This is a genomic window from Streptomyces sp. Q2 (assembly GCF_056820935.1).
On sequence record NZ_JBXEJE010000016.1, the window covers coordinates 88,246 to 113,598 of the forward strand.

The 25,353-nt window shown below is 71.0% G+C and carries 22 protein-coding genes; 9 read left to right on the forward strand and 13 right to left on the reverse strand.

What is annotated here, in order from left to right:
* Positions 1-21 precede the first annotated feature (21 nt).
* From ACWBNA_RS19130 to ACWBNA_RS19165, 8 genes are all read right to left on the reverse strand, one after another.
* Entirely contained in the window at positions 22-1,080 is a 1,059-nt protein-coding gene (locus tag ACWBNA_RS19130) for a right-handed parallel beta-helix repeat-containing protein (protein WP_482705625.1), read from the reverse strand.
* A 280-nt stretch (positions 1,081-1,360) separates the two neighbouring features.
* Entirely contained in the window at positions 1,361-2,887 is a 1,527-nt protein-coding gene (gene arfA, locus ACWBNA_RS19135; RefSeq protein ID WP_482705626.1) for an arabinosylfuranosidase ArfA, read from the reverse strand.
* Positions 2,888-2,972: 85 nt separating this feature from the next.
* Entirely contained in the window at positions 2,973-4,052 is a 1,080-nt protein-coding gene (locus ACWBNA_RS19140; RefSeq protein ID WP_482705627.1) for a lactonase family protein, read from the reverse strand.
* A gap of 52 nt (positions 4,053-4,104) precedes the next feature.
* Positions 4,105-5,070, reverse strand: a complete 966-nt coding sequence (locus ACWBNA_RS19145) for a sugar kinase (RefSeq protein WP_482705628.1) — start codon at positions 5,068-5,070, stop codon at positions 4,105-4,107.
* On the reverse strand, positions 5,067-5,741 hold the full coding sequence (locus tag ACWBNA_RS19150; RefSeq protein ID WP_482705629.1) for a bifunctional 4-hydroxy-2-oxoglutarate aldolase/2-dehydro-3-deoxy-phosphogluconate aldolase: 675 nt from the start codon (positions 5,739-5,741) through the stop codon (positions 5,067-5,069). The genes ACWBNA_RS19145 and ACWBNA_RS19150 overlap by 4 nt, the downstream gene beginning before the upstream one ends.
* Before the next feature lie 60 nt (positions 5,742-5,801).
* On the reverse strand, positions 5,802-6,623 hold the full coding sequence (locus ACWBNA_RS19155) for a carbohydrate ABC transporter permease (protein ID WP_482705630.1): 822 nt from the start codon (positions 6,621-6,623) through the stop codon (positions 5,802-5,804).
* Complete coding sequence (locus ACWBNA_RS19160; protein WP_482705631.1) at positions 6,623-7,678, reverse strand: carbohydrate ABC transporter permease; 1,056 nt, start codon at positions 7,676-7,678, stop codon at positions 6,623-6,625. Before ACWBNA_RS19160 ends, ACWBNA_RS19155 begins: the two co-directional genes overlap by 1 nt.
* Positions 7,675-9,039 (reverse strand): extracellular solute-binding protein, encoded by a 1,365-nt coding sequence (locus ACWBNA_RS19165; protein ID WP_482705632.1) that lies wholly within the window; start codon positions 9,037-9,039, stop codon positions 7,675-7,677. The genes ACWBNA_RS19160 and ACWBNA_RS19165 overlap by 4 nt, the downstream gene beginning before the upstream one ends.
* A gap of 399 nt (positions 9,040-9,438) precedes the next feature.
* Between ACWBNA_RS19165 and ACWBNA_RS19170 the strand changes: the two genes are divergently transcribed.
* The 9 genes from ACWBNA_RS19170 (at position 9,439) to ACWBNA_RS19210 (ending at position 18,600) form a co-directional block, all read left to right on the forward strand.
* Positions 9,439-10,476, forward strand: coding sequence for a LacI family DNA-binding transcriptional regulator (locus ACWBNA_RS19170; RefSeq protein WP_482705633.1), 1,038 nt, complete (start codon positions 9,439-9,441; stop codon positions 10,474-10,476).
* Positions 10,473-11,237 (forward strand): SDR family NAD(P)-dependent oxidoreductase, encoded by a 765-nt coding sequence (locus ACWBNA_RS19175; RefSeq protein WP_482705634.1) that lies wholly within the window; start codon positions 10,473-10,475, stop codon positions 11,235-11,237. The genes ACWBNA_RS19170 and ACWBNA_RS19175 overlap by 4 nt, the downstream gene beginning before the upstream one ends.
* Before the next feature lie 97 nt (positions 11,238-11,334).
* Positions 11,335-12,480 (forward strand): galactonate dehydratase, encoded by a 1,146-nt coding sequence (gene dgoD / locus ACWBNA_RS19180; protein ID WP_482705635.1) that lies wholly within the window; start codon positions 11,335-11,337, stop codon positions 12,478-12,480.
* 401 nt (positions 12,481-12,881) lie between these two features.
* Entirely contained in the window at positions 12,882-14,312 is a 1,431-nt protein-coding gene (locus tag ACWBNA_RS19185; protein ID WP_482705710.1) for a family 43 glycosylhydrolase, read from the forward strand.
* A gap of 68 nt (positions 14,313-14,380) precedes the next feature.
* A complete protein-coding gene (locus ACWBNA_RS19190) occupies positions 14,381-15,805 on the forward strand; it encodes a family 43 glycosylhydrolase (protein WP_482705711.1) in 1,425 nt (474 codons plus the stop codon).
* 57 nt (positions 15,806-15,862) lie between these two features.
* Positions 15,863-16,060, forward strand: a complete 198-nt coding sequence (locus tag ACWBNA_RS19195) for a hypothetical protein (protein WP_482705636.1) — start codon at positions 15,863-15,865, stop codon at positions 16,058-16,060.
* Between the two features lie 56 nt (positions 16,061-16,116).
* Entirely contained in the window at positions 16,117-16,425 is a 309-nt protein-coding gene (locus tag ACWBNA_RS19200; RefSeq protein ID WP_482705637.1) for a DUF3040 domain-containing protein, read from the forward strand.
* Between the two features lie 331 nt (positions 16,426-16,756).
* Complete coding sequence (locus tag ACWBNA_RS19205) at positions 16,757-17,197, forward strand: SRPBCC family protein (RefSeq protein ID WP_482705638.1); 441 nt, start codon at positions 16,757-16,759, stop codon at positions 17,195-17,197.
* A gap of 86 nt (positions 17,198-17,283) precedes the next feature.
* Entirely contained in the window at positions 17,284-18,600 is a 1,317-nt protein-coding gene (locus ACWBNA_RS19210; RefSeq protein ID WP_482705639.1) for a lanthionine synthetase LanC family protein, read from the forward strand.
* On the opposite strand, the gene ACWBNA_RS19215 is transcribed toward ACWBNA_RS19210, so the two are convergent.
* From ACWBNA_RS19215 to ACWBNA_RS19235, 5 genes are all read right to left on the reverse strand, one after another.
* Positions 18,552-19,703, reverse strand: coding sequence for an XdhC family protein (locus ACWBNA_RS19215; protein ID WP_482705640.1), 1,152 nt, complete (start codon positions 19,701-19,703; stop codon positions 18,552-18,554). The two genes, ACWBNA_RS19210 and ACWBNA_RS19215, sit on opposite strands and share 49 nt — an antisense overlap.
* Before the next feature lie 49 nt (positions 19,704-19,752).
* Positions 19,753-21,210, reverse strand: coding sequence for an NCS2 family permease (locus ACWBNA_RS19220; RefSeq protein ID WP_482705641.1), 1,458 nt, complete (start codon positions 21,208-21,210; stop codon positions 19,753-19,755).
* A 163-nt stretch (positions 21,211-21,373) separates the two neighbouring features.
* Complete coding sequence (locus ACWBNA_RS19225) at positions 21,374-23,770, reverse strand: xanthine dehydrogenase family protein molybdopterin-binding subunit (RefSeq protein WP_482705642.1); 2,397 nt, start codon at positions 23,768-23,770, stop codon at positions 21,374-21,376.
* Between the two features lie 2 nt (positions 23,771-23,772).
* Complete coding sequence (locus ACWBNA_RS19230) at positions 23,773-24,357, reverse strand: (2Fe-2S)-binding protein (RefSeq protein ID WP_482705643.1); 585 nt, start codon at positions 24,355-24,357, stop codon at positions 23,773-23,775.
* A complete protein-coding gene (locus ACWBNA_RS19235; RefSeq protein WP_482705644.1) occupies positions 24,357-25,256 on the reverse strand; it encodes an FAD binding domain-containing protein in 900 nt (299 codons plus the stop codon). The genes ACWBNA_RS19230 and ACWBNA_RS19235 overlap by 1 nt, the downstream gene beginning before the upstream one ends.
* Between the last annotated feature and the right edge of the window lie 97 nt (positions 25,257-25,353).

A 25,353-nucleotide genomic window follows, 5' to 3' on the forward strand; every position in this document is an offset into this window, starting at 1 on the left:
CGGGTGGTCAGGGCCGGTCGGTCAGCACAGGCCCTCGGGCTTCGACGCACCACAACGGTTGCCTTCGAAGACGTTGTTCGTGGCGGTGTCCGTGTTGACGAGGTCGGCCGGGGCGTTGCCCGCCAACTCGTTGTCGCTGATCCGGTTCCGCTCGCTGGCGGTGCCCACGAAGCTCTTGAACAGGACGATGCCGCCCGAGAGCGGGGAGGCGCCGACGTTGTCCGTGATCACGTTCCGTGTCACCAGGGTGTCCTCGGCGCCGGTCAGGACGATGCCCGAGCCCTGGAGGGCGTCCAGCCGGGCGGTCTTGGGGCAGGACTTGTTGTTGCGGGTGATGCGGTTGTCCCGCACGGCGAGGTCCCCGGCCCTGGGCTTGTTCTCGTCACCGACGACGAACACCCCCGCGCAGTTGCCGGTGAGGTGGTTGTCCTCGACGACGAGGTTGCGCAGGCGCCGGACGGTGACGCCGATGCGGTTGCCTTCCAGCCGGTTGCCTTCGACCACCGTCCCCTCGGTGTCTTCGGCGCCCCGCTCCTGGGTGATGGTGTTGGCGAGGAACAGGCCCGCGTCACCGTTGTCGCGGGCGATGTTCCCGCGGAACACCCCGCGGAGCGACTCCTCCTGGGCGATGCCCCACACCCCGTTCTTCACCGCCGTCACGTTCCGCACGGTCAGCCCGTCCGTCGCGGTGGCGAGGACTCCGGACTTGGCGAAGCCGGACACGGTCAGGGAGGCGATGGTGACGTCCTCGAGGTGGCGGTCCTTCGTCCCGGCCACACAGATGCCGTTGCCCGCCCCGGCGCAGCCGGTGGCGGCCTTGTCCGTGCCCGGTTCGATCACCGTGTGGCGGCCCATGCCGCGCAGGGTCAGCCCGGGCGTGCTCACCGTGACGCTCTCGCGGTACGTGCCGGGGGTGACGAGGACGGTGTCGCCCGGTACGGCGGCGTCCACCGCCTGCTGGATCGATTCGCCCGGGCGGACCACGTGGGTCGTGTGACCGGCGGCCGGCGGAGCGGCCCCGAGCACCGCCCCGACGACCGCTACGGAGCACGCCAGGCGCAGAATATGGTATTTCGTCATATTCCGGACAATACGCCCGGCGGCCCGCGGACGGGCCGGATGGGCCATCCGGCGGCGGGGGCGGGCCGGGTTGACAGNGGTCGTGTGACCGGCGGCCGGCGGAGCGGCCCCGAGCACCGCCCCGACGACCGCTACGGAGCACGCCAGGCGCAGAATATGGTATTTCGTCATATTCCGGACAATACGCCCGGCGGCCCGCGGACGGGCCGGATGGGCCATCCGGCGGCGTGTCCTGCCGGTGTTCCCTGCCGGCAGGACACGCCGCCGATATGACGGGGCGTCAGTCCTGCGGACGGGTCAGACGGATCATGTTCCAGGACATGGGTTCGAGGCCCGCGCGCAGGACTCCCCCGGTGACACTCGTGCCGGTGGCGGCGTGCGGGACGACACGGTCGGGCCGGTCCGCGGTGTTGGTGGCCTCCGGGTCGCCGTCGGACAGGACCAGGTGCTCGGCGAGGGTGTGGGCGTCGACCCCGCGCAGGTCGATCTCCAGCGGCAGGACGTCGGTCTGGCTGCGGTTCACGGCGAAGACGGTGACGTCGCCGCTCTCGTCGTCGATCACGGCGGTGGCGTGCAGCAGCGGCACCTCCCCGAACTTGGCGGTGGAGTACGTGGGGCTGTCCACCTCGACACGCAGCACCCGACCGCGGCCGTACCGGGAGGCCTGGGCGAAGGGGAAGAAGGTGGTCTGGCGCCAGGCGGGGCCGCCCGGCTCGGTCATGATCGGCGCGATGACGTTGACGAGCTGGGCGAGCGAGGCGGACGTGACGCGGTCGGCGTGCCGCAGCAGGGCGATGAGCATCGAGCCGAAGACCACGGCGTCGGTGACCGAGTAGTTGTCCTCCAGCAGCCGCGGCGCCTGGTCCCAGTCCGGCGGGGTGGCGGCCTCGCTGCGGCGGATGTACCAGACGTTCCACTCGTCGAAGGAGAGGTTGATCCGCTTCTTCGCCTTCAGACGTGCGCGGACGTGGTCGCAGGTGGCGACGACCGACTCGATGAAGTGCTCCATGTCGACGGCCGAGGCCAGGAACGAGTCGCGGTCGCCGTCGATCTCCTCGTAGTAGGCGTGCAGCGAGACGTAGTCGACCTCGTCGTAGGCGGCTTCCAGAACGGTCGCCTCCCAGGCGGCGAAGGTCTCTATGCCCGAGCCCGAACTGCCGCAGGCGACCAGCTCCAGGCCGGGGTCGATCATCCGCATGGCACGGGCGGTCTCGACGGCGAGCCGTCCGTACTCCTCGGCCGTCTTGTGGCCGATCTGCCAGGGCCCGTCCATCTCGTTGCCCAGGCACCACATCGTGACGCCGTACGGCTCCTTGTCGCCGTGGGCGATTCGGCGGTCGGACAGCTCGGTGCCGCCGGGGTGGTTGCAGTACTCCAGCAGCTGCGCGGCCTCCGCCACCCCGCGGGTGCCGAGGTTGACGGCCATCATGGGCTCCATGCCGGTCTTGGCACAGAAGTCCATGAACTCGCCGAGGCCGAACTCGTTGGTCTCGGTGGACCGCCAGGCCAGGTCCAGCCGGACCGGCCGCTCCTCGCGCGGGCCGACGCTGTCCTCCCAGCGGTAGCCGGAGACGAAGTTGCCGCCCGGGTAGCGCACGGTGGTGACACCCAGCTCCCGGACCAGGTCCAGGACGTCCTGGCGCAGTCCGGCGGCGTCGGCGGACGGGTGGCCCGGCTCGTAGAGGCCGGTGTAGACGCAGCGGCCCATGTGCTCGACGAACGACCCGTACATGCGCGGGGCGACGGGGCCGACGCCGAAGGCCGCGTCGAGGGTGAAGCGTGCTGGGGTGGTGCCGGGGTGGGACATGACTGCCTTTCAGGGCGTAAGAGGAGGATTGGGCGGGTCGTGAGGAAGGGGGGCCTGGCTGAGCGGGCCGCTCACCCGGCGGGGATCACAGGGCGAGCGCGCAGACGACCGAGGGAAGCTGTGCGACCGGTCCGGGCCGGTCGAGGGCACCCGTGTCCAGGACACGCAGCGCCGTCAGGGTGCCGCTGTGCTGGTTGGCCACGAGCAGATGGCCGTCGGCCAGGATCAGGCCGCGCGGCCAGGCACCGCCGCTGGGCACCTCGCCGATCGGCTCGAGGCCGGTACCGCTGATCCGGAAGGCGGCCACCGTGTCCGCGCCGCGGTTGGTCAGCCAGACGTGGCGTCCGCAGGGCGAGGCGACGATTCCGGCCGGCTGGTTGGTGAGGTCACGGGCCGCCGTGGCCGGGACGGTGGAGACGGCCGTCAGGGTGCCGTGGTCGGCGTGGTAGAGGTGGCAGGTGAGGGTCGAGGACAGTTCGTCCGCGCTGAACACCAGCTCGCCGCCGGGCGCGAACGCGAGGTGGCGTGGGCCCGACCCGGCGCGCAGCCGGTTCGTGGCGACGCGCTCCAGGATGCCCGCCCCGGTGTCGAGACGGTAGGTGAACACCGCGTCCGCCCCCAGGTCGGTGACGAGGACGAAGCGGCCCGCCGGGTCGATGAGAACCTGATGCGCGTGGCTGCCGTCCTGCCGTCCGGCGACCGGGCCCGACCCCTCGTGGACCACGACGTCGGTCAGCTCCCGGATGCCGCCGTCCGGGCCGAGCCGGTGCACGGCGACGCTGCCGGGCAGCGTGTCGGTGCCGTAATGGGCGGTCAGCAGCCAGTCGCCGCCGGGGTGGACGGTGAGGTGGCAGGGGTTGGCGCCGCCGCTCGGTACCGGGTCTCCCATCGGGGTGAGGGCGTCGTCGCCGTGCCGGGCGAAGGCGCTGACGGCTCCGGAGGCGGTCTCGTTGGTGCTGTAGACGACGTCCAGCGAGGGATGCGCGGTCAGGAAGGAGGCGCCGGCGACAGGGAGGGACCCGGACCGGACGTCGGCGGTGAGGGCACCGGCCGCCGGGTCAAAGCGCAGGGCGACGAGTCCGGCGCCGTCGCCACCTGTTTCCGGCGTGTAGGAGCCGGTGAGGACGAGCGTCGGTCCGGCGGAGGAGCTGGTGGTGGTTGACATGGGAAGTCCTTGAGACGGGTGGGAAGTTGGCCGCTTTCGGCGGACCGGCGGGTCAGCGGACGACGTCGTCGTGATGGTCCAGCAGGGTCAGCTCGGCACGCCGGGGCAGGCCCTCCCAGTCGCCGGTGGTGCTCACCGCGAAGGCTCCGACGAGGGCGGCCGTCCGCAGCCGCCGTTCCGGCGGTTCGCCCGCGAGCAGTTCGGCCAGGTACCCGGCGGCGAACGCGTCTCCCGCCCCCACCGAGTCCTGGACGCGGACGGGCACGGCGGGCTGCGGGTACGGCTTCCCGTCGAGGAGTGCGAAGGCCCCCTCGGCACCCATCTTGATCACGGCACCGCCGGGTCCCAGGTCGCAGATGCCCTGGGCGAGTTCCTCCGGCGTGTCGGCATCGGGGACCATCAGCCGGGCCTCGTGCGGACCCGCGAACACCAGGTCGCTGCCGCGCACCAGGGGCAGGAGCGCGCGCCGGGCCTGAGCCTCGTTCCACAGCAGGGAACGGAAGTTGACGTCCAAGGAGACGGGCACGCCGGCGTCGACGGCGATGTCCACGACCCGGCGGACGGCCGCGGCGGGGCCCTCGCCCAGCGCGGGTGTGATCCCGGTGATGTGCACGATCGCCGCGCCGGCGACGACGTCCTCGGGGATGTCCCGCGGGGACAGCCGGGATCCGGCGGTGTGGGTGCGGTGGTACTGCACCCGGCTGTGCGTGGCGGTACGTCGTTCCTTCAGCAGCAGCGAGGTGGGCGCGGGGTCCCGTACCGCGACGACCGTGACGCCTTCGGCGCGCAGTTCGCGCAGGATCATCTCGCCGAGACTGTCCTCGCTGATGCGGCCGATCCAGGTGGCCGACCCGCCGAGCCGGCTGACACCGATGGCGACGTTCGACTCCGCTCCGGCGAGCCCGAGGCGCAGCGCGGCGCCGAGTCCGAGCGGACCGGGCTCCGCCGCCGCCATGACGCCGAGGACCTCGCCCACCGTCACCAGGTAGGGGGGTGCGTTCTCCGAGGGGCCGTTCACGAGCCGGCCTCCCCGACCTGTTCGGCGGCGCCCACGGTTTCCAGCAGCACGCGCGTCCTTTCCGTGAGGGTCGTCAGGGTTTCCGCGGTCGGGTTCCGGTCCGCTCCGCGCAGCAGCGGGGAGCCGATGCCGACGGCGCGGGCTCCGGCGTCGAGGTAGTCCCGTGCCTGCGCGAGGCCGACGCCGCCGACGGCGATGAGGGGGATGTCCGGCAGGGGCGCCCGCAGTTGGCGCAGGTGTGCGGGGCCGCCGGTGCTCGCCGGGAACAGCTTGACGGCGGCGGCGCCCGCCTGCCAGGCGGCGGACACCTCGGTCGGCGTCCAGGCCCCCGGATAGCAGGGGATGCCCGAGTCGGCCGCGGTCCGGATGACCTGGACGTCCACCACGGGGGCGACCAGGAACGCGGCTCCGGCCGCCCGGGCGTCCCGTGCCTGCGCCTCGGTGATCACGGTGCCGGCACCGACCGCCACCTGTGGTCCGAGCTCGTCGCGGATACGGGCCAGGGCGTCGAGGGCGCCCGACGTGGTGAGGGTGACCTCCAGGCAGCTGATGCCGCCGGCCGCGAGGGCCCGGGCCACGGCGGGCAGGCCCGAGGCATCGGCCGACCTGAGGATGGCCATGACCCGGGTCCGGCCGAGCTGCGGGGTGAGGGCAGGACGACGTGCCGTCATGACCCCACCCGCACGGGGGACTTGGAGCGAACCGGGGTGTCGGTCATCGAGAGGGATTCCTTACTTGAGTCCGGACGTGGCGACGCCGGAGACGAAGCCGCGCTGCAGGATCAGGAAGAGCGCCAGCACGGGGACGACGTACATCACCGCACCCGCCGCGACGAGGTTGCCGAGCTGTGCGCCGTGGTCGTTGACGTACCCGCGGGCGAGCTTGACGGCGAGCGTGGTGCGGCTGTCGTCCAGCAGCAGGGCGGGTGCGATCCAGTCGCCCCACGTCCAGCTGAAGGAGAGGATCAGGCTGGTGGCGATGACCGGCCAGGACTGCGGCAGGAAGATCCGCCAGAAGATGCGGATCTGCCCGCAGCCGTCGACGATCGCCGCCTCCTCCAGCTCCTTCGGCATGTTCGAGAAGAACTGCCGGAACAGGAAGATGAGGTACGGGGCGCCGCACAGTCCCCACAGCACCCACGGCATGTAGGTGTTGGTCAGGTGGACCTTGGCGAACAGCAGGTAGGTCGGGATGAGGGTGATGACCTGCGGCAGCATCATCGTCGACAGCAGCACGGCGAAGATGGCCCGCTTGCCCGGGGCGTTCAGCCGGGCGAAGCCGTACCCGGCCCAGGCCGAGGCGAGCGTCACCAGCACCGCGTAGATGACGGAGATCGTCATCGAGTTCTGGGCGTAACCGAGGTAGTCGAAGTGGGTCAGGGCCTCGCTGAAGTTGCCGAGGTTGGGGTGGTGCGGCCACCAGTGGATGGGAATGGCGCGCAGCTCGGAGGAGTCCTTGAACGCGGTGATCATCAGCCAGCCGAAGGGGCTGAGGAAGAGGACGAGGAACCCCACCAGGAGCATGTAGACGGCGCTGCGCCGGCGGAACACCATCACTTGCCTCCGATCGTGCGGGGCTTGGCCTTCTTCATCGCTTCCGGTTCCACGGAGTAGAAGACCGCGCCCTTGCTGAGCTTGAAGACGAGGAAGGTGATGAAGACGATGATCGCGAAGAGCACCCAGAGCATGGCCGAGGCGTATCCGTAGCGGCCGTTGGCGAAGTACTGGGAGAACACGTCGATCATGTACAGGTAGTTGCTCTCGGGCACGGCCGCGACGCCCCGCGGGGAGGGGTCGAGGGAGATCAGCAGCGGCAGGAAGCTCTGCACGGCGGCGATGATGCCGGTGATCACCTGGAAGAAGATCACCGGGGAGAGCAGTGGCAGGGTGATCCGGCTGAAGGACTGCCAGGCACTGGCCCCGTCCACCCGCGCCGCCTCGTTCAGCTCCTTGGGGATGTCCTGCAGCCCCGCCAGCGAGATGATCATGACGTTGCCCACACCCCACATCGTCAGCGCGATCAGGACCCAGCGGGCGTAGGGATCCACCAGCCAGGACACGCCGTTGACGTCGAAGCCGTCCAGGATGCCGTTGGCCGCTCCCGAGTCACGGTCGAAGATCAGCTTGAAGGTGAGCGCGGCACCCACCGGCGGCACCACGGCGGGCAGGTACAGCAGCGTACGGAAGAGCCCGCGGGCCCGTATCGGCTGGTTGACCAGCACCGCCAGGAGCAGCCCGGCCGCGATGGTCAGCGGCACCGTGATCGCCGTGAACACCCCGGTGCGGGCCAGGGAGGCCATGGTCTCGGGGTCGGTGAAGACCTCCTTGTAGTTGTCCAGGCCCACGAAGCGTGAGTTGGCGGACAGCCCGTCCGCGTTGGTGAAGCTGAGCCACAGCGCGTAGCCCAGCGGAAAGGCCGTCAGGGTGAGGAAGCCCAGGATCCAGGGGCCGACGAAGACGTAGAAGGCGAAGGCCCGGCGCGACTGCAGCGAGCGGGGCCTGCGGGCCGCGCGCGAGCCCGGCCGGCGGGCGGGCCGGGCGGCCGTCTCCCCCGGGGGGGACGACGCGCCCGGCACGCCTGCCGGTCCGGCGAGCTGATCGGTGGTCACCCCACCAGCTCCTTGCCCTGGGCGAGCGCCTCGTTCATCCGGGAGTTGAGCTCGTCGGCGACCTTGCCGGCGGACGTCTTGGACTTGATCGCGCCCGGCAGCACCTTGCTGAGGACGCCGTCCAGGGCGGCCTGCTGGGCGTACGGGGTGAAGCTCAGCACGGACATGTGCGACAGCTCCTGCTGCTGGACCTCGAAGGCCTGCTTCTGGAACGCGGTGCCCTGCGGCATCCGCGCGTGCAGCGACTTCAGGGAGGGGATGCCCCAGCCGCTGGCCGCACGCTCCTGGGCGGGCTTGCCGCCGAAGTACCACTCGAAGAACTTCCAGGCGGCGTCCTTGTTCTTGGCGTCCCTGGGCATCCAGAAGCCGGTGGCGCCGAAGCAGGGGCTGACGCGGGTGCTGCCGAGCTGCGGCGCGGGCGCGAAGCGGGAGATGTCGGCCAGCTTGGGGTCGGAGCCGATCAGTCCGCCGAACCAGTAGCCGTTGCAGCTCATCGCCATCCGCTTGGCCTGGTAGGTCGGGCCGTCCCAGCCGTCCGGGTTCGGGTTGGCGGGGTTCGGGCCGATGTCGGCGCGGGAGTACTCGAGGAACCAGTTCAGCGCCTTGAGCGCCTCGGGCGAGGAGAAGTCCACGGTGGCCAGGTCCTCGGCGAACAGGCTTCCGCCGGCCGAAGCCGTCATGCCCATGATCTGGCAGAAGACGCCCATGCCGGTGGCGTTCAGCCCGTACACCTTGACCTTGCCGAGCCGGCGCTTGACCAGCTCCTTGCCCATGTCCAGCCACTCGTCGGCGGACAGCGCCTCGGTGGCGCTGGGCTGGTCCAGCTTGGCGGCGTCGAGCAGGTCGGTGCGGTACCAGAACATCTGGTCCTGGGAGTAGTCCTTGGCCATGCCGTAGCGGGGGCCGGCGCCCTGCTTCTTGCCGTCGTAGCGCCACACGTCGTTGACCGGGTCGAGGTCGGAGACCTTGAGCGCGTCACTCTTCGCGAAGTACGGGTCCAGGTCGGTCATCAGGCCGCGCGCGGCGAAGTACGCCGTCTCCGTGGCGCCGAAGCCGCGCACCACGTCCGGCGGGTTCTTGGCGGCCAGCATGGCGTTGAGCTTGGTGGGGTCCGCGATGATGACGTTGAGGCGCATCCCCAACGCCTCCTCCGCGGCCTTGAGGGTCTTCTTGTCCCACTCGTTCTCCACCGTCATGACGTTGAGCGTCGTCTTGCCGCTCCCGGCGCCGCCGCCGTCGTCGTCGCCGACGGAGTTCGCGCAGCCGGACAGGGAGGTCGCGGCGAGCGCGGCACCGGCGGTGGCGGCGGAGGCCCTGAGGAACTGACGTCTGTCGAGGGAACCTGTGGTTGATATAGGCACGTTCGCGGCCTTTCAGACGGATGTCCCGGCATGCCGGGGACAGCGGGGAGTGCGGTGGGGAGGGCAGGCGGGAGGCGGCGTCCGGACGGGGACCTCGGGACCCGTCTCCGTACGCGGACGTCGGCACTCGTATGACGAGATCGCGGTTGCGACGGTGGTCGCGTCCGCGGTCGGCGTGTGAAGGTGCTTCAGCGCACAGGTCACCCGTCGTCAGCGTTGGCTGATTACTTACCGCGGGTGGACCAACCGATTTACAGGGCTCTGCCCAGACGTGTCGCTTATTTCCGTCTGAGGAAACCGGTTGACTGAAACTTTCGCGAACGTTAGGTTGCACCGCCAGACAGTGTCAAGAGGCCGGGAACAAGCCATCTCCGGTCGATCAAGAGAGAGGGGGCCCCGGTGCCGGAACAGCCCGTGCGGGCCAGGCTGGTGGACGTCGCCCGAGAGGCCGGGGTCTCCAAGGCCACCGTGTCCAAGGTGCTCAACGGCCGAGAGGACCTGTCCGTCCGGCCCGAGACCCGGCGGCGCGTGCACGAGGCCGCCACCGCGCTCGGCTACCGCCCCCACTCCGGCGCGCGGGCCCTGGCGGGTGCCAGCACGCACGCCTTCGCCCTGCTGGTGCCCGCCCTCGCCAACCCCACCTACGTCACCATCGCCCGGGGCGCCTACCAGCGGGCGCGCGAACTGGGCTATCTCTCCCTGCTCGCCGAGGACTTCGAGGGGCAGGAGGCCGACGAGTCCTTCAACGACCTGGTGCAGGAGGGCCGGGTAGACGGACTGCTCATCGCCTCGGCACGTCCCGGACACCCGTTGCTGGACGTCCTGGCCCGCAGCCCGATCCCGCACGTCTTCCTCAACCGGTCGGTCGAGGGATCCGGGCGGAACGTCACCATGGACGTGGCCCGTTCCAGCGTCACCGCCCTCGACCACCTCCACGGGCTCGGCCACCGGGCGATCGGCCACATCGCGGGCCCGCCCGGCATCACCCCCAGCGAGGCCCGCAAGCACGCTTTCCTGCAGCATGCCGCTGCCCTGGGGCTCTCCGCAGCCCCGGTCGCGTCCGGCGACTTCACCGAGGACGGCGGTGTGTCCGCGGCCCTGGAGCTGCTCCGCCCCGACGGCGGCGCCCGCCCTCCGCTCACCGCCCTCTACACCAGCTCACTCGCGCAGGCGATAGGCGCGATGGCGGCGATCCGCGGGCTTGGCCTGCGCATCCCGGAGGACATCTCCGTCGTCGGCAACGACGACCTGCCCGTCGCCGCCCACCTCTCCCCACCGCTGACGACCGTGGCGATGCCCCTGTACGAACTGGGCACCGCGGCCGTGGACGCCCTGGTGGCCGCCATCCAGGGGTCGCCCGTGGGGGACGTCCTCGTACCCACCGAGCCGCGTCTGGTCATGCGCGGCTCCACCGCGAGAGCCGGAGGAACGCCATGACCGCACCCGGGCTGTCCCGCTTCGCGGGCCGTACGGCCCTGCTCACCGCGGCCGCCTCCGGGATCGGGAAGGCCACCGCCCACCGCCTGGCCGCGGAGGGCGCGTCCGTCCTCGTCACCGACGTGGACGCCGAGGGCGCCGGCCGGGTGGCCGAGGAGATCCGCGCCGAGAGGGGACACGCCCGGGCCCGCCGGCTCGACGCCACCTCGCCCGAGGAGTGGACCGCGGCCGTCGAGGAGGTGGCGTCCTGGACCGGACGCCTCGACGTCCTGCACCTCAACGCCGGCCGGAACCTGCCCGGCCCGGCCCACGAACTGGACGACACCGCCTGGCACGACCAGCTGCGGCTGTCCCTCGACTCGGTGTTCTACGGCGTCCGGGCCACGGTGCCGCTGCTCAGAGCCGCCCGGGGGGCGGTGGTGGTCACCTCGTCCGTGCACGCCACCCTCGGTTTCCGCGGCTTCCCCGCGTACGCGGCGGCCAAGGGCGGGATCGGCGCCCTGGTACGTCAGCTCGCCGTCGAGTACGGCGGGGAGATCCGCTTCAACGCCGTCCTGCCCGGTGCCGTCGTCACCGCCCTGTGGGCGCACACGCCGCCGGAGTACAAGGCCCAGACCATCGCCCGGACACCGGTCGGCAGGCTCGGTTCCCCCGAGGACGTCGCGGCCGCGGTGGCCTTCTTCGCCTCCGACGACGCCTCCTTCATCACCGGCCAGAACCTGCTCGTGGACGGCGGCCGCGGCATCAGCTCCCAGGAGTAGGCCGCCCGTCGCTCCCCCCGCACCTGTTGATCCCCACCCCCGCGACACCGACAACGACCGGCCTCCGGGCCGTGCACCAGGACCGGAGGTCCACACCATGAAGATCACTGGATACGAACTCTTCCTCGTCGAGCCACGCTGGGTCTTCCTGCGCGTCGACACCGACGAGGGCATCTCCGGCTGGGGCGAGCCCATCGTCGAGGGCAAGGCGCACACCGTCGCCCGCTGCGTGGAGGAGATGTTCGACTACCTCCTGGGGCAGGACCCGGCCCGTATCGAGGAGCACTGGCAGGTGCTCGCCAAGAGCGGCTTCTACCGCGGCGGCCCGGTCCTCAGCAGTGCCCTGGCGGGCATCGACCAGGCCCTGTGGGACATCGCGGGCAAGACCCACGGCGTGCCGGTGCACCAGCTTCTCGGCGGCCATGTCCGCGACCGGGTGCGCATCTACGGCTGGGTGGGCGGCGAAACCCCGCAGGAGATAGGCGAGTCGGCGGCCGAGCAGGTCGCCAAGGGGCTGACCGCGGTCAAGCTGAACCCCTGCGGTCAGCTGGAGCCGCTCGACACGCCCGCCGCGATCAACGCCATCGTGGCGCAGGTGGCCGCGGTGCGCGAGGCGATCGGCCCGGACCGAGACCTGGCGCTGGACTTCCACGGCCGCTTCAGTGGGGCGATGTCCCGTCGCGTCCTGCCGCTGCTGGAGCCCCTGCTGCCGATGTTCGTCGAGGAACCGGTACTGCCCGAGTTCACCCGGGACCTCGGTGCCGTGGTGCGCTCCACCTCGATCCCCATCGCCACCGGTGAACGGCTCTACTCCCGCTGGGACTTCCGTTCCGTCCTGGCGGACGGCATCGCCGTGGCGCAGCCGGACATCAGCCACGCCGGAGGCATCTCCGAGACCCGGCGGATCGCGGCGATGGCGGAGACGTACGACGTCCTGGTCGCACCGCACTGCCCGCTCGGCCCGATCGCGCTGGCCGCCAGCCTGCAACTCGACTTCGCCGCCCCCAACTTCCTCATCCAGGAGCAGGCGCTCGGTATCGGCTACGGCGACAGCAGCGGGCTGCTGGACTACCTCGTCGACACCGAGCCCTTCACCTTCCGCGACGGCTACATCGACCGCCTGACCGCACCCGGTCTGGGCATCACCATCGACGAGGACGCGGTCCGCGCGGCCGCCGAACGCGGACACCGCTGGCGCAACCCCGTGTGGCGCAACACCGACGGCTCGCTGGCCTCCTGGTAACAGGCGCCGCGGCCGGCCGCGCCGCGGGTCAGGGGGCCGGGTTCGGGGCTCAAGGGCGGATTTCGCGGCCCTCCTCCGTCGCGAGGGGGGCGTCGGCGGCCAGGGCGCACGGTCTGGCCGCCGTCGTGAGGTGGCTCGGGCTCGGCCAGAACCCGGGGTGGGCCGAGTGGGCGGGCATCGGCGCGGGCGTCGTCGTCGGCACGCTGAGCGTCGCACATGTAAAGCGCATATGACCAAACCGTTGACGGAACCATGGCCCCCGCTTATCTTCTGACCGAATTCACGAACCGCGTTCGAAATTACGCACAGGGACGGTCCCGCGCATGCCGAAGATGTCAGAGCAGCCCCCCGCCAGACGCCACAGATCCCTGATCCTGTGCGTGCTCGCCGTACTGATCGCCATGGTGTCGGCGACGACCCCGGCCGCCGCCGCCGAGGGCCGCCCGTATACCAACCCCGTCAAGACGCAGAAGGGCGCCGACCCCTGGCTCGAGTACTACAACGGCAACTACTACCTGGTCACCACGTCCTTCACCGGTGTGCTGACCATGCGGAAGTCGCCGACCCTGGCCGGACTGTCCACGGCGGCCAGTGTCCAGGTCTGGAGTGACACCACCTCCACCCGCAACACCAACATCTGGGCGCCCGAGCTGCACTTCCTCGACGGCCACTGGTACCTGTACTACTCCGCGGGACAGAGCGGTGTCGCCTGCTGCGACTCCCAGCGCACCCATGTCCTGGAGAGCGCGGGCACCGACCCCATGGGCCCGTACACCTACAAGAACCAGCTCAGCGGCTCCAACCTCACCCCCGGCGGCTGGCTCATCGACGCCACCGTCCTCAAGGCCAACAACAGCCTGTACATGATCGGCAGCGGCTTCATCAACGGCAGCACGCAGAGCCTGGTCATCGCGCCGATGAGCAACCCGTACACGCTGGCCAGCAGCACCTTCACCATCATCTCCAGCCCCACCGCGAGCTGGGAGACCTCGGGCGGCGCGGTCAACGAGGGGCCCGAGCCGCTCTACCACGACGGCCGCACCTTCCTCACCTTCTCCGCCAGCTTCTGCGGGACCCCGGACTACAAGCTGGGACAGCTGGAACTGACCGGCACCGACCCGCTGAACCCCGCCTCCTGGACGAAGAAGTCCACGCCGGTCTTCCAGCGCAATGACGCGGCGAGTGTCTACGCCCCGGGCCACAACGGCTTCTTCACCTCGCCGGACGGCACCGAGAACTGGATCGTCTACCACGCCAACGACACCGCGAACGGCGGCTGCGGCAACGGCCGTACGACGCGGGCGCAGAAGTTCACCTGGAACGCGGACGGCACGCCGAACTTCGGCACCCCGGTGGCGCTCGGCACCACGCTGCCCGGCCCCTCGGGCGAGACGGCGACGACCCCGACCGCGTACACCCTGGTGAACCGCAACAGCGGCAAGTGCCTGGACGTGGAGGGCGGCAACACCGCGGACGGCACGAACATCTTCCAGTGGAGCTGCACCGGCGGCGCCAACCAGAAGTGGCGCGTCGAGGACCTCGGCAACGACACGAGCCGGCTGGTCAACGTCGCCACCGGCAAGGTCATGGACACCGCGGGCTGCGCGACGGCCGACGGCACGAACATCGCCCAGTGGTCCTGGCTGAACAACAACTGCCAGAAGTTCCGTCTGGTCTACACGGCCACCGGCGACTACGTGCGGATCGTGAACGAGAACAGCGGCAAGGTCGCCGACGTCGCGAACTGCGGCACCGCGAACGGGACGAACGTACGGCTGTGGACCTGGCTGAACAACAACTGCCAGCAGTGGCGCCTCGTCCCCACGACCTGACCTCCCTCCCCACCCCGCACTCCGTGATCTGGAGAAACCTCGTGAGACGCAACGCCGTACGGCTGCTCATGGCCGTCCTCTTCGCCCTGGTGGGCTGCCTCGCCGGGCCCGGCACCGTCGCCCACGCGGCCGTGCCCGCCTCCCCCGGCGTCACCTACACCAACCCGCTCGCCGAACAGCGCGCCGACCCGCACATCTTCAAGCACACCGACGGCTACTACTACTTCACCGCCACCGTGCCCGCGTACGACAAGATCGTGCTGCGCCGGGCGACCACCATCCAGGGCCTGTCGACGGCGCCCGAGACCACGATCTGGACCAAGCACGCCAGCGGCGTGATGGGCGCCAACATCTGGGCACCGGAGATCCACTACATCGACGGCAAGTGGTACGTGTACTTCGCCGCCGGCTCCACCAGTGACAAGTTCGCGATCCGGATGTACGTCCTGGAGGGCACCGGAGCCAACCCGCTCACCGCGACCTGGGCCGAGAAGGGCCAGATCACGACGACGTGGCAGAGCTTCGCCCTCGACTCCACCACCTTCGTCGTGGGCGGTGTCCGCTACCTCGCCTGGGCCCAGCGCAACCCGGCCGAGAACAACAACTCCAGCCTGTTCATCGCCAAGATGGCCAACCCCTGGACGATCAGCGGCACTCCGGCGGAGATCTCCCAGCCGACGCTTTCCTGGGAGACGATCGGCTTCAAGGTCAACGAGGGCCCGGCGGTGATCGAGCACGGCGGCAAGGTCTTCATGACCTACTCGGCAAGCGCGACCGACGCCAACTACTGCCTCGGCATGCTGACCGCCTCCGCGACGGCCGACCTGACCAACCCGGCGTCCTGGACGAAGGGTACGCAGCCGGTCTTCAAGTCCAGTGACGCCACCTCGCAGTACGGGCCGGGCCACAACTCCTTCACCGTCTCCGAGGACGGCAATTCCGACATCCTCGTCTACCACGACCGCAGCTACAAGGACATCACCGGCGACCCGCTGAACGACCCCAACCGCCGTACCCGCGTCCAGAAGGTGTACTGGAAGGCCGACGGCACCCCCGACTTCGGCATCCCGGTCGCCGACGGGGTCACCCCGCAGCGCTTCTCGTCGTACAACTTCGCGGACCGCTTCATCCGCCACTTCGACTACCGGGGCCGGATCGACGCCAACGTCAGCCCGCTGGCCGACTCGCAGTTCCGCGTGGTCACCGGCCTGACCGGCAGCGGCACCGTGTCGCTGGAGTCGACCAACTTCCCCGGCTACTACCTGCGGAGCAACGCGAGCTTCGAGGTCCGGCTGGAGAAGAACGACGGCACGGCGCAGTTCGCGTCCGACGCCACCTTCTACAAGCGGGCGGGCCTGTCGGACTCGGCGGGCGTCTCCTACGAGTCGTACGCCGTGGCCGGGCGCTACATACGCCACTACACCTACCTGCTGTACGTGCAGACACCGAGCACGGCCACGGACCGGGCGGACGCCACCTTCTACAGTCAGTGACCCACCCCACTTCTGCCCCTGCAGCTGCCCGAGCATCGGGTAGCGGCAGGGGCAGAGGTGGACGTGGCGCGGGAGGCCTCGTATGCCGGTGCAGGCGGCGGGGCCGCGGGACGTGCGCAACGCCGCTGGTGGGACTGGCGTCTCAGCTCCGGCCGCGAGACCGCCCGGCGGGTCCGCGCCCAGTTCCCGGCGGGCGCGGAACCCGACGGCGCGGACGCTCTGCCGGAAGGTCTGGAGCCGCACCCCACCGGTTAGTTCGGGCGGCGGGCGGGCACTCGCAGAGCAACTCTCCGGCCCCGCGAGGAGCGACCGTGACCACAAGCCGACTCCCCGACCACGAGCAGCGCATCCTCGACGAGATGGAACGCGTGCTGCGCCGCGACCGCCGCCTCGACCGCCGGATGCGCACTCTGCGGCCACGCCGGTCCTCCGCCCTGTCCCGGCTGGCGTCCTGCCGGCCGCCCGTCTGGATCGTCGCGTTCCTGCTCGCGGTGTCGATCGGGCTCATGGTGACCGGCATCCGCACCTCCGAGCCGGGCGTGATCTGGGCCTTCGCCGCCGTGTGGCCCCTCGCGTTGTTCTCGGCGTTCCGCCTGATGTGCCGGTGGACCGAGGACTGAGGCGTTTGTGGCGAAGCAATGAGTACGACGCCCGGCGGGCCCGACTGCGCGAGGAGGCGGAACGGTCGGGGGTCTCCGGCCAGGACGCCAACGCGGCCGCCGAGGAAGCCCCGCAGCAGGATCCCGAGTGGCACAGCCGGGGCCCGCGCGCCGAACACGGCCGGTTCCCGAAGGGCGAACGCCCGGAGGACGACCGACCCCGACCCCGCACCACGCGACCCGGCCCGCCGACCAGGCGGGCCGGGACACTCATGTGTTCGCCCGCTCGCGCGCCCGGCCGAGCCGTATACGAACGCACTGTTCAGCGGACCGCGTTGCCTACGATCAGCCCGTGGTCACCTTCCTCCTCGAACGCACGGCACCGCTCTCCCTCGACGAGGCGTGGCGCCGCCTCACCCAGTGGCCGCGTCACGGCGACACCGTCCCGCTGACCCGCGTCACCGTGGTCCCGCCCCCGCCGACGGGCGAGGGCACCTTCGTCGTGGCCCGTTCGGGACTGGGTCCGCTCGCCTTCGACGACCGGATGGAGGTCACCGTGTGGCGCCCGCCCACGGACGAGCTGCCCGGCCTGTGCCGTCTGGACAAGCGGGGCCGGATCGTCACGGGCTGGGCCGAGATCGAGGTGCGGCCGGGCCCCGGCGGCCGTACCCGCGTGCTCTGGCGCGAGGAACTGCGGGTGCGTCTGTTGCCCCGGTTCTTCGACCCCGTGCTGCGTGCCGCGGCGCGGTCCGTGTTCGGACGCACGCTCAACGAGCTCCTCAGACGACCCTGACGACCGGGCCGACCCCCGCCGCGTCCGCCGCGTCCGCCGCCAAGGGCGCCTGCGGGCGCACGCCGCCGGATGCCAGAGTGGGCGTCATGACGGAGACGGACGTGCAGACCGTGACGGCGGACCGGACCGAGGCGCTGGCGGTGGACGCCCTGCGATGGCTGCTCGACCAGGCGCGGGAGACGGACAACGGCGGCCTCGCCTGGGCCGAGCGGCCTTCCGGCACCGAACTCGAACCCATGCTCTACAGCGGTACGGCCGGGATCGTCCCCGTGCTCCTGGAGGCATGGCGGCACTTCGGGGACGACGCGTACGCCGACACCGCCCTGCGCGCGGCCCGCTCTCTCGTGGCCGCCGTCGACGACTGCGAGGACAGTTCCCTGTACTTCGGGCTCACCGGTATGGCGCTCGTGCTGCGGACCGTTCACGAGGAACTGGGCGACAGTGCCGCCGGTGCCGCCGCCGACGGGGCTCTGCGGCTCGTGCGGTCGCGGTTCGACGGCACCCGATGGGGCGAGCTGTTCGAGCTGATGGGCGGGAACGCCGGGATCGCTCTGGGCGCGCTGGCCGCCGGTGACGAGGAGTTCGCGGTGCTCGCCGTCGAGCCCTATCTGCGGACCGCCGAGAAGGTCCCCTCCGGCGTGCACTGGGAGTTCCGTACCGGCAGGGACGGGCGCATGCACCACATCTCGCACGGCACGCTGGGGATCGTGTACGCGCTGGCCACCGTCGGCGCCGCGACGGGACGGACCGACCTCGTCGAGCTGGCCGAGGCCGGTGCCGCGGGCGTCGTGGCCCGGGCCGAGGACGGGCCCGAGGGGTTCCTGGTCGCCCACTCCGACCCGGCGCACCTTCCCGACCTGATCGAGCGCTACAGCTACGGCTGGTGTCACGGGCCGGCAGGCGACGCCCAGGTGTTCCGCCGGCTCCGCGACGTCCTCGCCGCCCCGGGGGCCTGGTCGGCCCTGGCCGACCGCTGCTGGCACACCGTGACCCGCTCAGGTCTGCCGGCCCGGCTGCGGCCCGGCTTCTGGGACAACAACGGCCGCTGCTGCGGCACGGCGGGCGTCCTGGCGCTCGCCTGCGACCGGATGGCCGAGCAGGACGACGGCCACGACTTCGCCGCCGTCCTCGTCGCGGACCTGGCGGAGCGCGCGATCCGGGACGCCGACGGCGCCCGCTGGTCCAACGTCGAGCACAAGGCCACCCCGGCCGACCTGGAACCCCGCACGGGATGGGCGATGGGCAACGCGGGCATCGCGCGGGAGCTGATGCGTTTCGTCCGGCTGGGCCGGGGCGGCGACCCGGACTACGCGTTCGCCTGGCCCGACCAGCCGCCGGTACGCCGGAACACCGTTCAGGCCACCGACCCGATCCGCCCCGCCGGCTCCGACGTCACGTCGTGATGGATCGGCGTGTGCGCCCCGGTCAGTGAGACCCCGCTGCCGCCGCGTCGGGCGGCGACGATCTCCGCGGCGATCGACAGGGCCGTCTCCTCCGGTGTACGCGCCCCGAGGTCAAGCCCGATCGGCGACCTGAGCCGCGCCAACTCCAGCTCGGTGACGCCGACTTCGCGCAGCCGCTCGTTGCGGTCCAGGTGGGTGCGCCGGGACCCCATGGCTCCGACGTACGCCACCGGCAGCCGCAGCGCGAGCTTCAGCAGGGGTACGTCGAACTTGGCGTCGTGGGTCAGGACGCACAGGACCGTACGGGCGTCGACGTCCGTGCGCTCCAGGTAGGTGTGCGGCCACTCGACGACGATCTCGTCGGCCTCGGGGAAGCGGGCGCGGGTGGCGAACACCGGCCTCGCGTCGCACACCGTCACGTGATGGCCGAGGAACTTGCCGACGCGCACCAGCGCCGACGCGAAGTCGATCGCGCCGAAGACGATCATCCGGGGCGGTGGGACGGACGACTCCACCAGCACGGTGAGCGGCGCCCCGCAGCGGGAGCCCTGCTCGCCGATCTCCAGGGTGCCGCTGCGGCCGGCGTCCAGGAACGCGCCGGCCTCCGCGGCGACCGTGCGGTCCAGCTCGGGATGGGCGCCGAAGCCGCCGTCGTACGCGCCCTCGGGGCGGACCAGGATCGCCCGCCCCACCAGCTCGGCGGGACCGGACACGATCCGGGCCAGCGCGGCCGCCCGCCCGCGCGAGGCGATGTCGAGCGCGGCCGTCACCACCGGACGGACCCGGTCGCCCGCCCGTACCGGCGTGACGAGGATGTCGATGACCCCGCCGCAGGTCAGGCCGACGGCGAAGGCGTCGTCGTCGCTGTACCCGAAGCGCTCCAGCACCGGCTGCCCGTCCCGCAAGGCCTGTTGGCACAGGTCGTAGACCGCGCCCTCCACGCAGCCGCCGGAGACCGAGCCGATCGCCGTGCCGTCGGCGTCCACCGCGAGGGCGGCGCCGGGCCGGCGGGGGGCGCTGCCGCCGACGGCCACGACGGTGGCCACGGCGAAGTCACGCCCCTGCTCGACCCACCGGTTCAGCTCCTCGGCGATGTCCAGCATGTCTCGGTCTCCTTATGCGCGGTCGTGTGGAGGGCGTTCGGCAGTGCGGCTAGTGCACGCCCAGCCAGCTCTCGATCGGGTCGAGGGCGAAGTACACCAGGAAGATCACCGTCAGGCCCCACATGAAGGCGCCGATCTCCCGCGCCTTGCCCTGGGCGGTCCTGATGGCCACGTACGAGATGACACCGGCGGCGACGCCCGCGGTGATGGAGTACGTGAACGGCATGATCACGACGGTCAGGAAGACCGGGATCGCGGTGGCACGGTCGGCCCAGTCGACGTGCCGGGCGTTCATCATCATCATGGCGCCGATCACGACCAGGGCCGCGGCGGCGACCTCGCCCGGCACGATGGCCGTCAGCGGGGTGAAGAAGAGACAGGCCGCGAAGAACAGCCCGGTGACGACGGAGGACAGGCCGGTACGGGCACCTTCGCCGACGCCGGTCGCCGACTCGACGAACACCGTCTGGCCCGACGCGCCCGCCACGCCGCCGATCGCACCGCCGGCGCCGTCGATGAACAGTGCCTTGGACAGGCCCGGCATCCGGCCCTGCTCGTCGGCGAGTTTCGCCTCGGTGCCGACGCCGATGATGGTGGCCATCGCGTCGAAGAACCCGGCCAGCACGAGGGTGAACACGATCATGCCGACGGTCATCGCGCCGACCTCGCCCCAGCCGCCGAACTCGACCTCGCCGAAGATCGAGAAGTCCGGCATGGAGACCGCGCCGCCGTGCAGTTCGGGGGCGCCGCTCGCCCACTGCCCCGGGTCGATGACGTCAAGGGCGTTGAGGAGCACGGCCAGGACGGTGCCGCCGACGATGCCGAGCAGGATCGCGCCGGAAACGCCGCGCGCTTGGAGCATGAAGATCGCGAGGAGGGTGACGGCGAAGAGCAGCACCGGCCAGCCGGCCAGTTCGCCGGCCGGACCGAGGGAGACCGGGGTCGCCTTGCCCTGGTGCACGAAACCGGCCTTGTAGAAGCCGATGAGGGCGACGAACAGGCCGATGCCCATGGTGATCGCGTGCTTGAGCGCGAGCGGGATCGCGTTCATGATCATCTCGCGCAGGCCGGTGACGACGAGCAGCATGATGACCACGCCGTAGATCACGCACATGCCCATCGCCTGCGGCCAGGTCATCTGGGGTGCGACCTGGGAGGCGAGGACTCCGGAGACGGAGAGGCCGGCGGCGAGGGCGAGGGGCACCTTGCCGAAGAACCCCATGAGGAGCGTGCTCAGGGCCGCCGCGAACGCGGTCGCGGTGATCAGCGCCTGCTGGCCGAGCGTGTTCCCCGCCGCGTCCTTGCCAGACAGGATCAGGGGGTTGAGCAGGAGGATGTACGCCATCGCCATGAAGGTGGTGGTGCCGCCGCGCACCTCACGCGCGAGCGAGGATCCTCGCCGGGATATGTGGAAGTACCGGTCGAGCCAGGACCGTCCGGCCGGGACGCGGGTGCCTTCTCCCGCGTCTTCGGCGACGGTCTGCGGCTCCAGGGACTGCTGGGTCATGTGGGCCTGCTCCCAAGGTTCATAGGGACACCCGCGGGTCGCCTGCGGCGACGGGCGGGTTTTGGGGAGGTGCACGACCCGGGGGACGGCCCGAGACGAACGGATGGGGGTCCTGGGGGACGCGGTCCCCCAGGAGAAACTCACTGCTTCAACCCCCGGACGGTTACGTTCCGGTGAGGTGCTCCGGACGTACCGGCGTGCGGTTGAGCTCCAGCCCCGTCGCGTTCCGGATGGCGGCGAGGACCGCCGGGGTCGACGACAGGGTGGGTGCCTCGCCGACACCGCGCAGCCCGTACGGGGCGTGGTCGTCGGCGAGTTCGAGCACGTCGACGGGGATGGTCGGCGTGTCGAGGATGGTGGGGATCAGGTAGTCCGTGAAGGAGGGGTTTTTGACCTTCGCGGTCTTCGGGTCGACGATGATCTCCTCCATGACCGCCACGCCGAGCCCCTGGGTCGTGCCGCCCTGGATCTGGCCGATGACGGACAGCGGGTTGAGCGCCTTGCCGACGTCCTGCGCGCAGGCCAGTTCGATGACCTTGACCAGGCCGAGTTCGGTGTCGACCTCGACGACCGCGCGGTGTGCGGCGAAGGTGTACTGGACGTGGCCGAAGCCCTGGCCGGTACGCAGATCGAAGGCCTCCGTCGGACGGTGCCGCCACTCGGCCTCGACCTCGACGGCCTCGCCGTCGAGCACGTCGACCAGGTCGGCCAGGACCTCACCGCCGTCGGTGACGACCTTGCCGCCTTCGAGCAGCAGTTCCGCCGTCGCCCAGGCGGGGTGGTAGGAACCGAACTTGCGGCGGCCGATCTCCAGGACCTTCTCGCGTACCAGCTCGCAGGAGTTCTTGACGGCGCCACCGGTGACGTACGTCTGACGCGACGCGGACGTCGAACCGGCGCTGCCCACCTGGGTGTCGGCCGGTTTGATCGTCACCTGGGCGACGCCCAGCTCGGTACGGGCGATCTGCGCATGCACCGTCACACCGCCCTGACCGACCTCGGCCATCGCTGTGTGCACGGTGGCCACCGGCTCCCCGCCGACGACCTCCATCCGCACGCGCGCGGTCGAGTAGTCGTCGAAGCCCTCGGAGAAGCCGACGTTCTTGATGCCGACCGCGTAGCCGACACCGCGGACGACGCCCTCGCCGTGGGTGGTGTTGGACAGGCCGCCCGGCAGCTGGCGGACGTCGGCGGCCTCGCCGGCCGCGAGCCACTGCTGCTCCGGCGGCATCGGCATCGCCTTGACGCGGCGCAGGAGTTCGGCGACCGGGGCGGGCGAGTCGACGGTCTGGCCCGTGGGCATGAGGCTGCCCTGCTCCATCGCGTTGAGCTGACGGAACGCGACCCGGTCCATGCCCACCTTGTCGGCGAGCTTGTCCATCTGCGCCTCGTAGGCGAAGCACGCCTGGACCGCGCCGAAGCCGCGCATGGCGCCGCAGGGCGGGTTGTTGGTGTAGAGGGCGATGGCCTCGATGTCGACGTCGTCGACGACGTAGGGGCCGGCGCCGAGCGAGGCGGCGTTGCCGACGACGGCCGGGGAGGCGGAGGCGTACGCGCCGCCGTCCAGGACGATCCGCGCCTTCAGGTGGGTGAGCTTGCCGTCCTTGGTCGCCCCGTGCTCGTAGTACAGCTTGGCCGGGTGGCGGTGGACGTGCCCGAAGAAGGACTCGAAACGGTTGTAGACGATCTTGACCGGCTTGCCCGTGCGTAGCGCCAGCAGACAGGCGTGGATCTGCATGGACAGGTCCTCGCGGCCGCCGAACGCGCCGCCGACGCCGGACAGCGTCATCCGTACCTTGCTCTCGGGCAGACCGAGCACGGGCGCGATCTGGCGCAGGTCGGAGTGCAGCCACTGGGTGGCGATGTAGAGGTGGACGCCGCCGTCCTCCTCCGGCACGGCCAGGCCCGACTCGGGGCCGAGGAATGCCTGGTCCTGCATGCCGAAGGTGTACTCGCCCTCGACGACGAAGTCGGCGCGTTCCCGGGCCGCCGCGACGTCACCGCGGATGATCGGCTGGCGGTGCACGATGTTCGGGTGCGGGACGTGCCCGACGTGGTGGTCGTCGCGGTCCTCGTGGATCAGGATCGCGTCCGGCGCGGTCGCGGAGGCCTCGTCGGTGATGACGGGCAGCTCCCGGTACTCGACCTTGATCTTGGCCGCGGCACGTCGCGCGGTCTCCGGGTGGTCGGCGGCGACGATGGCGACCGGCTCGCCGTGGTGACGGACCCTGCGGTGGGCGAGGACCGGGGTGTCCTGGATCTCCAGGCCGTAGTTCCTCACGCCGGTCGGCAGGTCGTCGTACGTCATGACGGCGTGGACGCCGGGCAGGGCGAGGGCGTCGCTCGTGTCGATCGAGACGATCTCGGCGTGCGCGACCGTGGAACGCAGGATCTGCCCCCAGAGCATGTCCTCGTGCCACATGTCGGACGAGTACGCGAACTCGCCGGTGACCTTGAGGGTGCCGTCCGGGCGGAGCGTGGACTCGCCGATGCCGCCCTTGGTCTTCGAGCCCTGGGTGACCTTGGTGGGAGTCCCGATGGGGGCGCCGTTGCTCGGCATGCTCAGACCGCCTCTCCCTGTCGGGCGGCCGCCAGGCGGACCGCGTCCATGATCTTCTCGTAGCCGGTGCACCGGCACAGGTTGCCCGACAGCGCCTCGCGGATGTCCGCGTCGGTCGGGTTCGGGTTGCGCTCCAGCATCTCGTCGGCGGCGACCAGCAGACCCGGCGTGCAGAAGCCGCACTGGACGGCGCCGGCGTCGATGAACGCCTGCTGCACCGGGGAGAGCTCGGTGCCCTCACCGGCCTGCGAGTCATGCCCCGCGGCGGCCCACTGCCGAGCATCCTGCAAGGACGTACCGCACGCACCGCTCGCACAACCCCCACGCTCGGCACGCTGCTTGGCGAACTCCGCGAGCCCTTCGACGGTGACGACCTCACGGCCCTCCACCTGCCCCGCGGCGACCAGACAGGAACACACGGGCACGCCGTCCAGCCGGACGGTGCAGGACCCGCACTCCCCCTGCTCGCAGGCGTTCTTCGAACCCGGCAGGCCGAGCCGCTCCCGCAGCACGTACAGCAGGGACTCGCCCTCCCACACGTCGTCGGCTTCCTGCGGACGGCCGTTGACCGTGAAATTGACACGCATTACGCGGCGCTCCCCTTCTGCTGTGTCCGACCGTCGGTGCCGCGGTAGGACTCCCACGTCCAGGTCAGGGTGCGGCGGGCCATGACGCCGACCGCGTGGCGGCGGTAGCTCGCGGTGCCGCGGACGTCGTCGATCGGGTTGCAGGCGCCGGCGCACAGGTCCGCGAACTGCTTGGCGACCGAGGGGGTGATGATCTTCCCGTTGTCCCAGAAGCCGCCTTCCTCCAGCGCGGCGTTCAGGAACTCCTCCGCGGCCTTGGCCCGGACCGGGGTGGGGGCGGCCGAGCCGATCCCCGTGCGCACGGTCCGCGTCCGCGGGTGCAGGGCGAACCCGAACGCACACACGGCGATGACCATGGCGTTGCGTGTACCGACCTTCGAGTACTGCTGCGGCCCGTCCGCCTTGTTGATGTGCACCGCGCGAATCAGCTCGTCGGGCGCCAGCGCGTTGCGCTTCACGCCGGTGTAGAACGCGTCGATAGGAATGCGGCGCGATCCTCGCACCGACTCGACCTCGACCTCCGCGCCCGCCGCCAGCAGGGCGGGGTGGGCGTCACCGGCGGGCGAGGCGGTGCCGAGATTGCCGCCGACGCCGCCGCGGTTGCGGATCTGCGGGGAGGCGACGGTGTGCGAGGCGAGTGCGAGACCCGGCAGTTCGCCGCGCAGGTTCTCCATGATCTTCGCGTAGGGGACCGAGGCCCCGAGCCGCACACTGTCCTCGCCCACCTCCCACTCGTCGAGGTCGCCGACGCGATTGAGGTCGAGCAGGTACTCGGGCCGGCGGTGGTCGAAGTTGATCTCGACCATCACGTCGGTGCCACCCGCAATCGGCACAGCGGTGGGGTGCTCGGCCTTCGCGGCGAGCGCCTCCTCCCAGCTGGCGGGGCGAAGGAAGTCCATGACCGGCTCTCTTCTTCTTCGTCTCGTGGGTCGTACAGATCGAGCCAATCCGTGTGCGGCGGTCCCGGCTCGTTCATGTGCTGTTTACGCGGAGTGA

Coding starts and splice junctions, on each gene's coding strand:
- ACWBNA_RS19130 (WP_482705625.1), bottom strand. CDS start 1,080: ATGACGAAATACCATATTCTGCGCCTGGCGTGCTCCGTAGCGGTCGTC.
- arfA (WP_482705626.1), bottom strand. CDS start 2,887: ATGTCCCACCCCGGCACCACCCCAGCACGCTTCACCCTCGACGCGGCC.
- ACWBNA_RS19140 (WP_482705627.1), bottom strand. CDS start 4,052: ATGTCAACCACCACCAGCTCCTCCGCCGGACCGACGCTCGTCCTCACC.
- ACWBNA_RS19150 (WP_482705629.1), bottom strand. CDS start 5,741: ATGACGGCACGTCGTCCTGCCCTCACCCCGCAGCTCGGCCGGACCCGG.
- ACWBNA_RS19155 (WP_482705630.1), bottom strand. CDS start 6,623: ATGGTGTTCCGCCGGCGCAGCGCCGTCTACATGCTCCTGGTGGGGTTC.
- ACWBNA_RS19175 (WP_482705634.1), top strand. CDS start 10,473: ATGACCGCACCCGGGCTGTCCCGCTTCGCGGGCCGTACGGCCCTGCTC.
- dgoD (WP_482705635.1), top strand. CDS start 11,335: ATGAAGATCACTGGATACGAACTCTTCCTCGTCGAGCCACGCTGGGTC.
- ACWBNA_RS19185 (WP_482705710.1), top strand. CDS start 12,882: ATGGTGTCGGCGACGACCCCGGCCGCCGCCGCCGAGGGCCGCCCGTAT.
- ACWBNA_RS19190 (WP_482705711.1), top strand. CDS start 14,381: ATGGCCGTCCTCTTCGCCCTGGTGGGCTGCCTCGCCGGGCCCGGCACC.
- ACWBNA_RS19210 (WP_482705639.1), top strand. CDS start 17,284: ATGACGGAGACGGACGTGCAGACCGTGACGGCGGACCGGACCGAGGCG.
- ACWBNA_RS19215 (WP_482705640.1), bottom strand. CDS start 19,703: ATGCTGGACATCGCCGAGGAGCTGAACCGGTGGGTCGAGCAGGGGCGT.
- ACWBNA_RS19220 (WP_482705641.1), bottom strand. CDS start 21,210: ATGACCCAGCAGTCCCTGGAGCCGCAGACCGTCGCCGAAGACGCGGGA.
- ACWBNA_RS19225 (WP_482705642.1), bottom strand. CDS start 23,770: ATGCCGAGCAACGGCGCCCCCATCGGGACTCCCACCAAGGTCACCCAG.
- ACWBNA_RS19230 (WP_482705643.1), bottom strand. CDS start 24,357: ATGCGTGTCAATTTCACGGTCAACGGCCGTCCGCAGGAAGCCGACGAC.
- ACWBNA_RS19235 (WP_482705644.1), bottom strand. CDS start 25,256: ATGGACTTCCTTCGCCCCGCCAGCTGGGAGGAGGCGCTCGCCGCGAAG.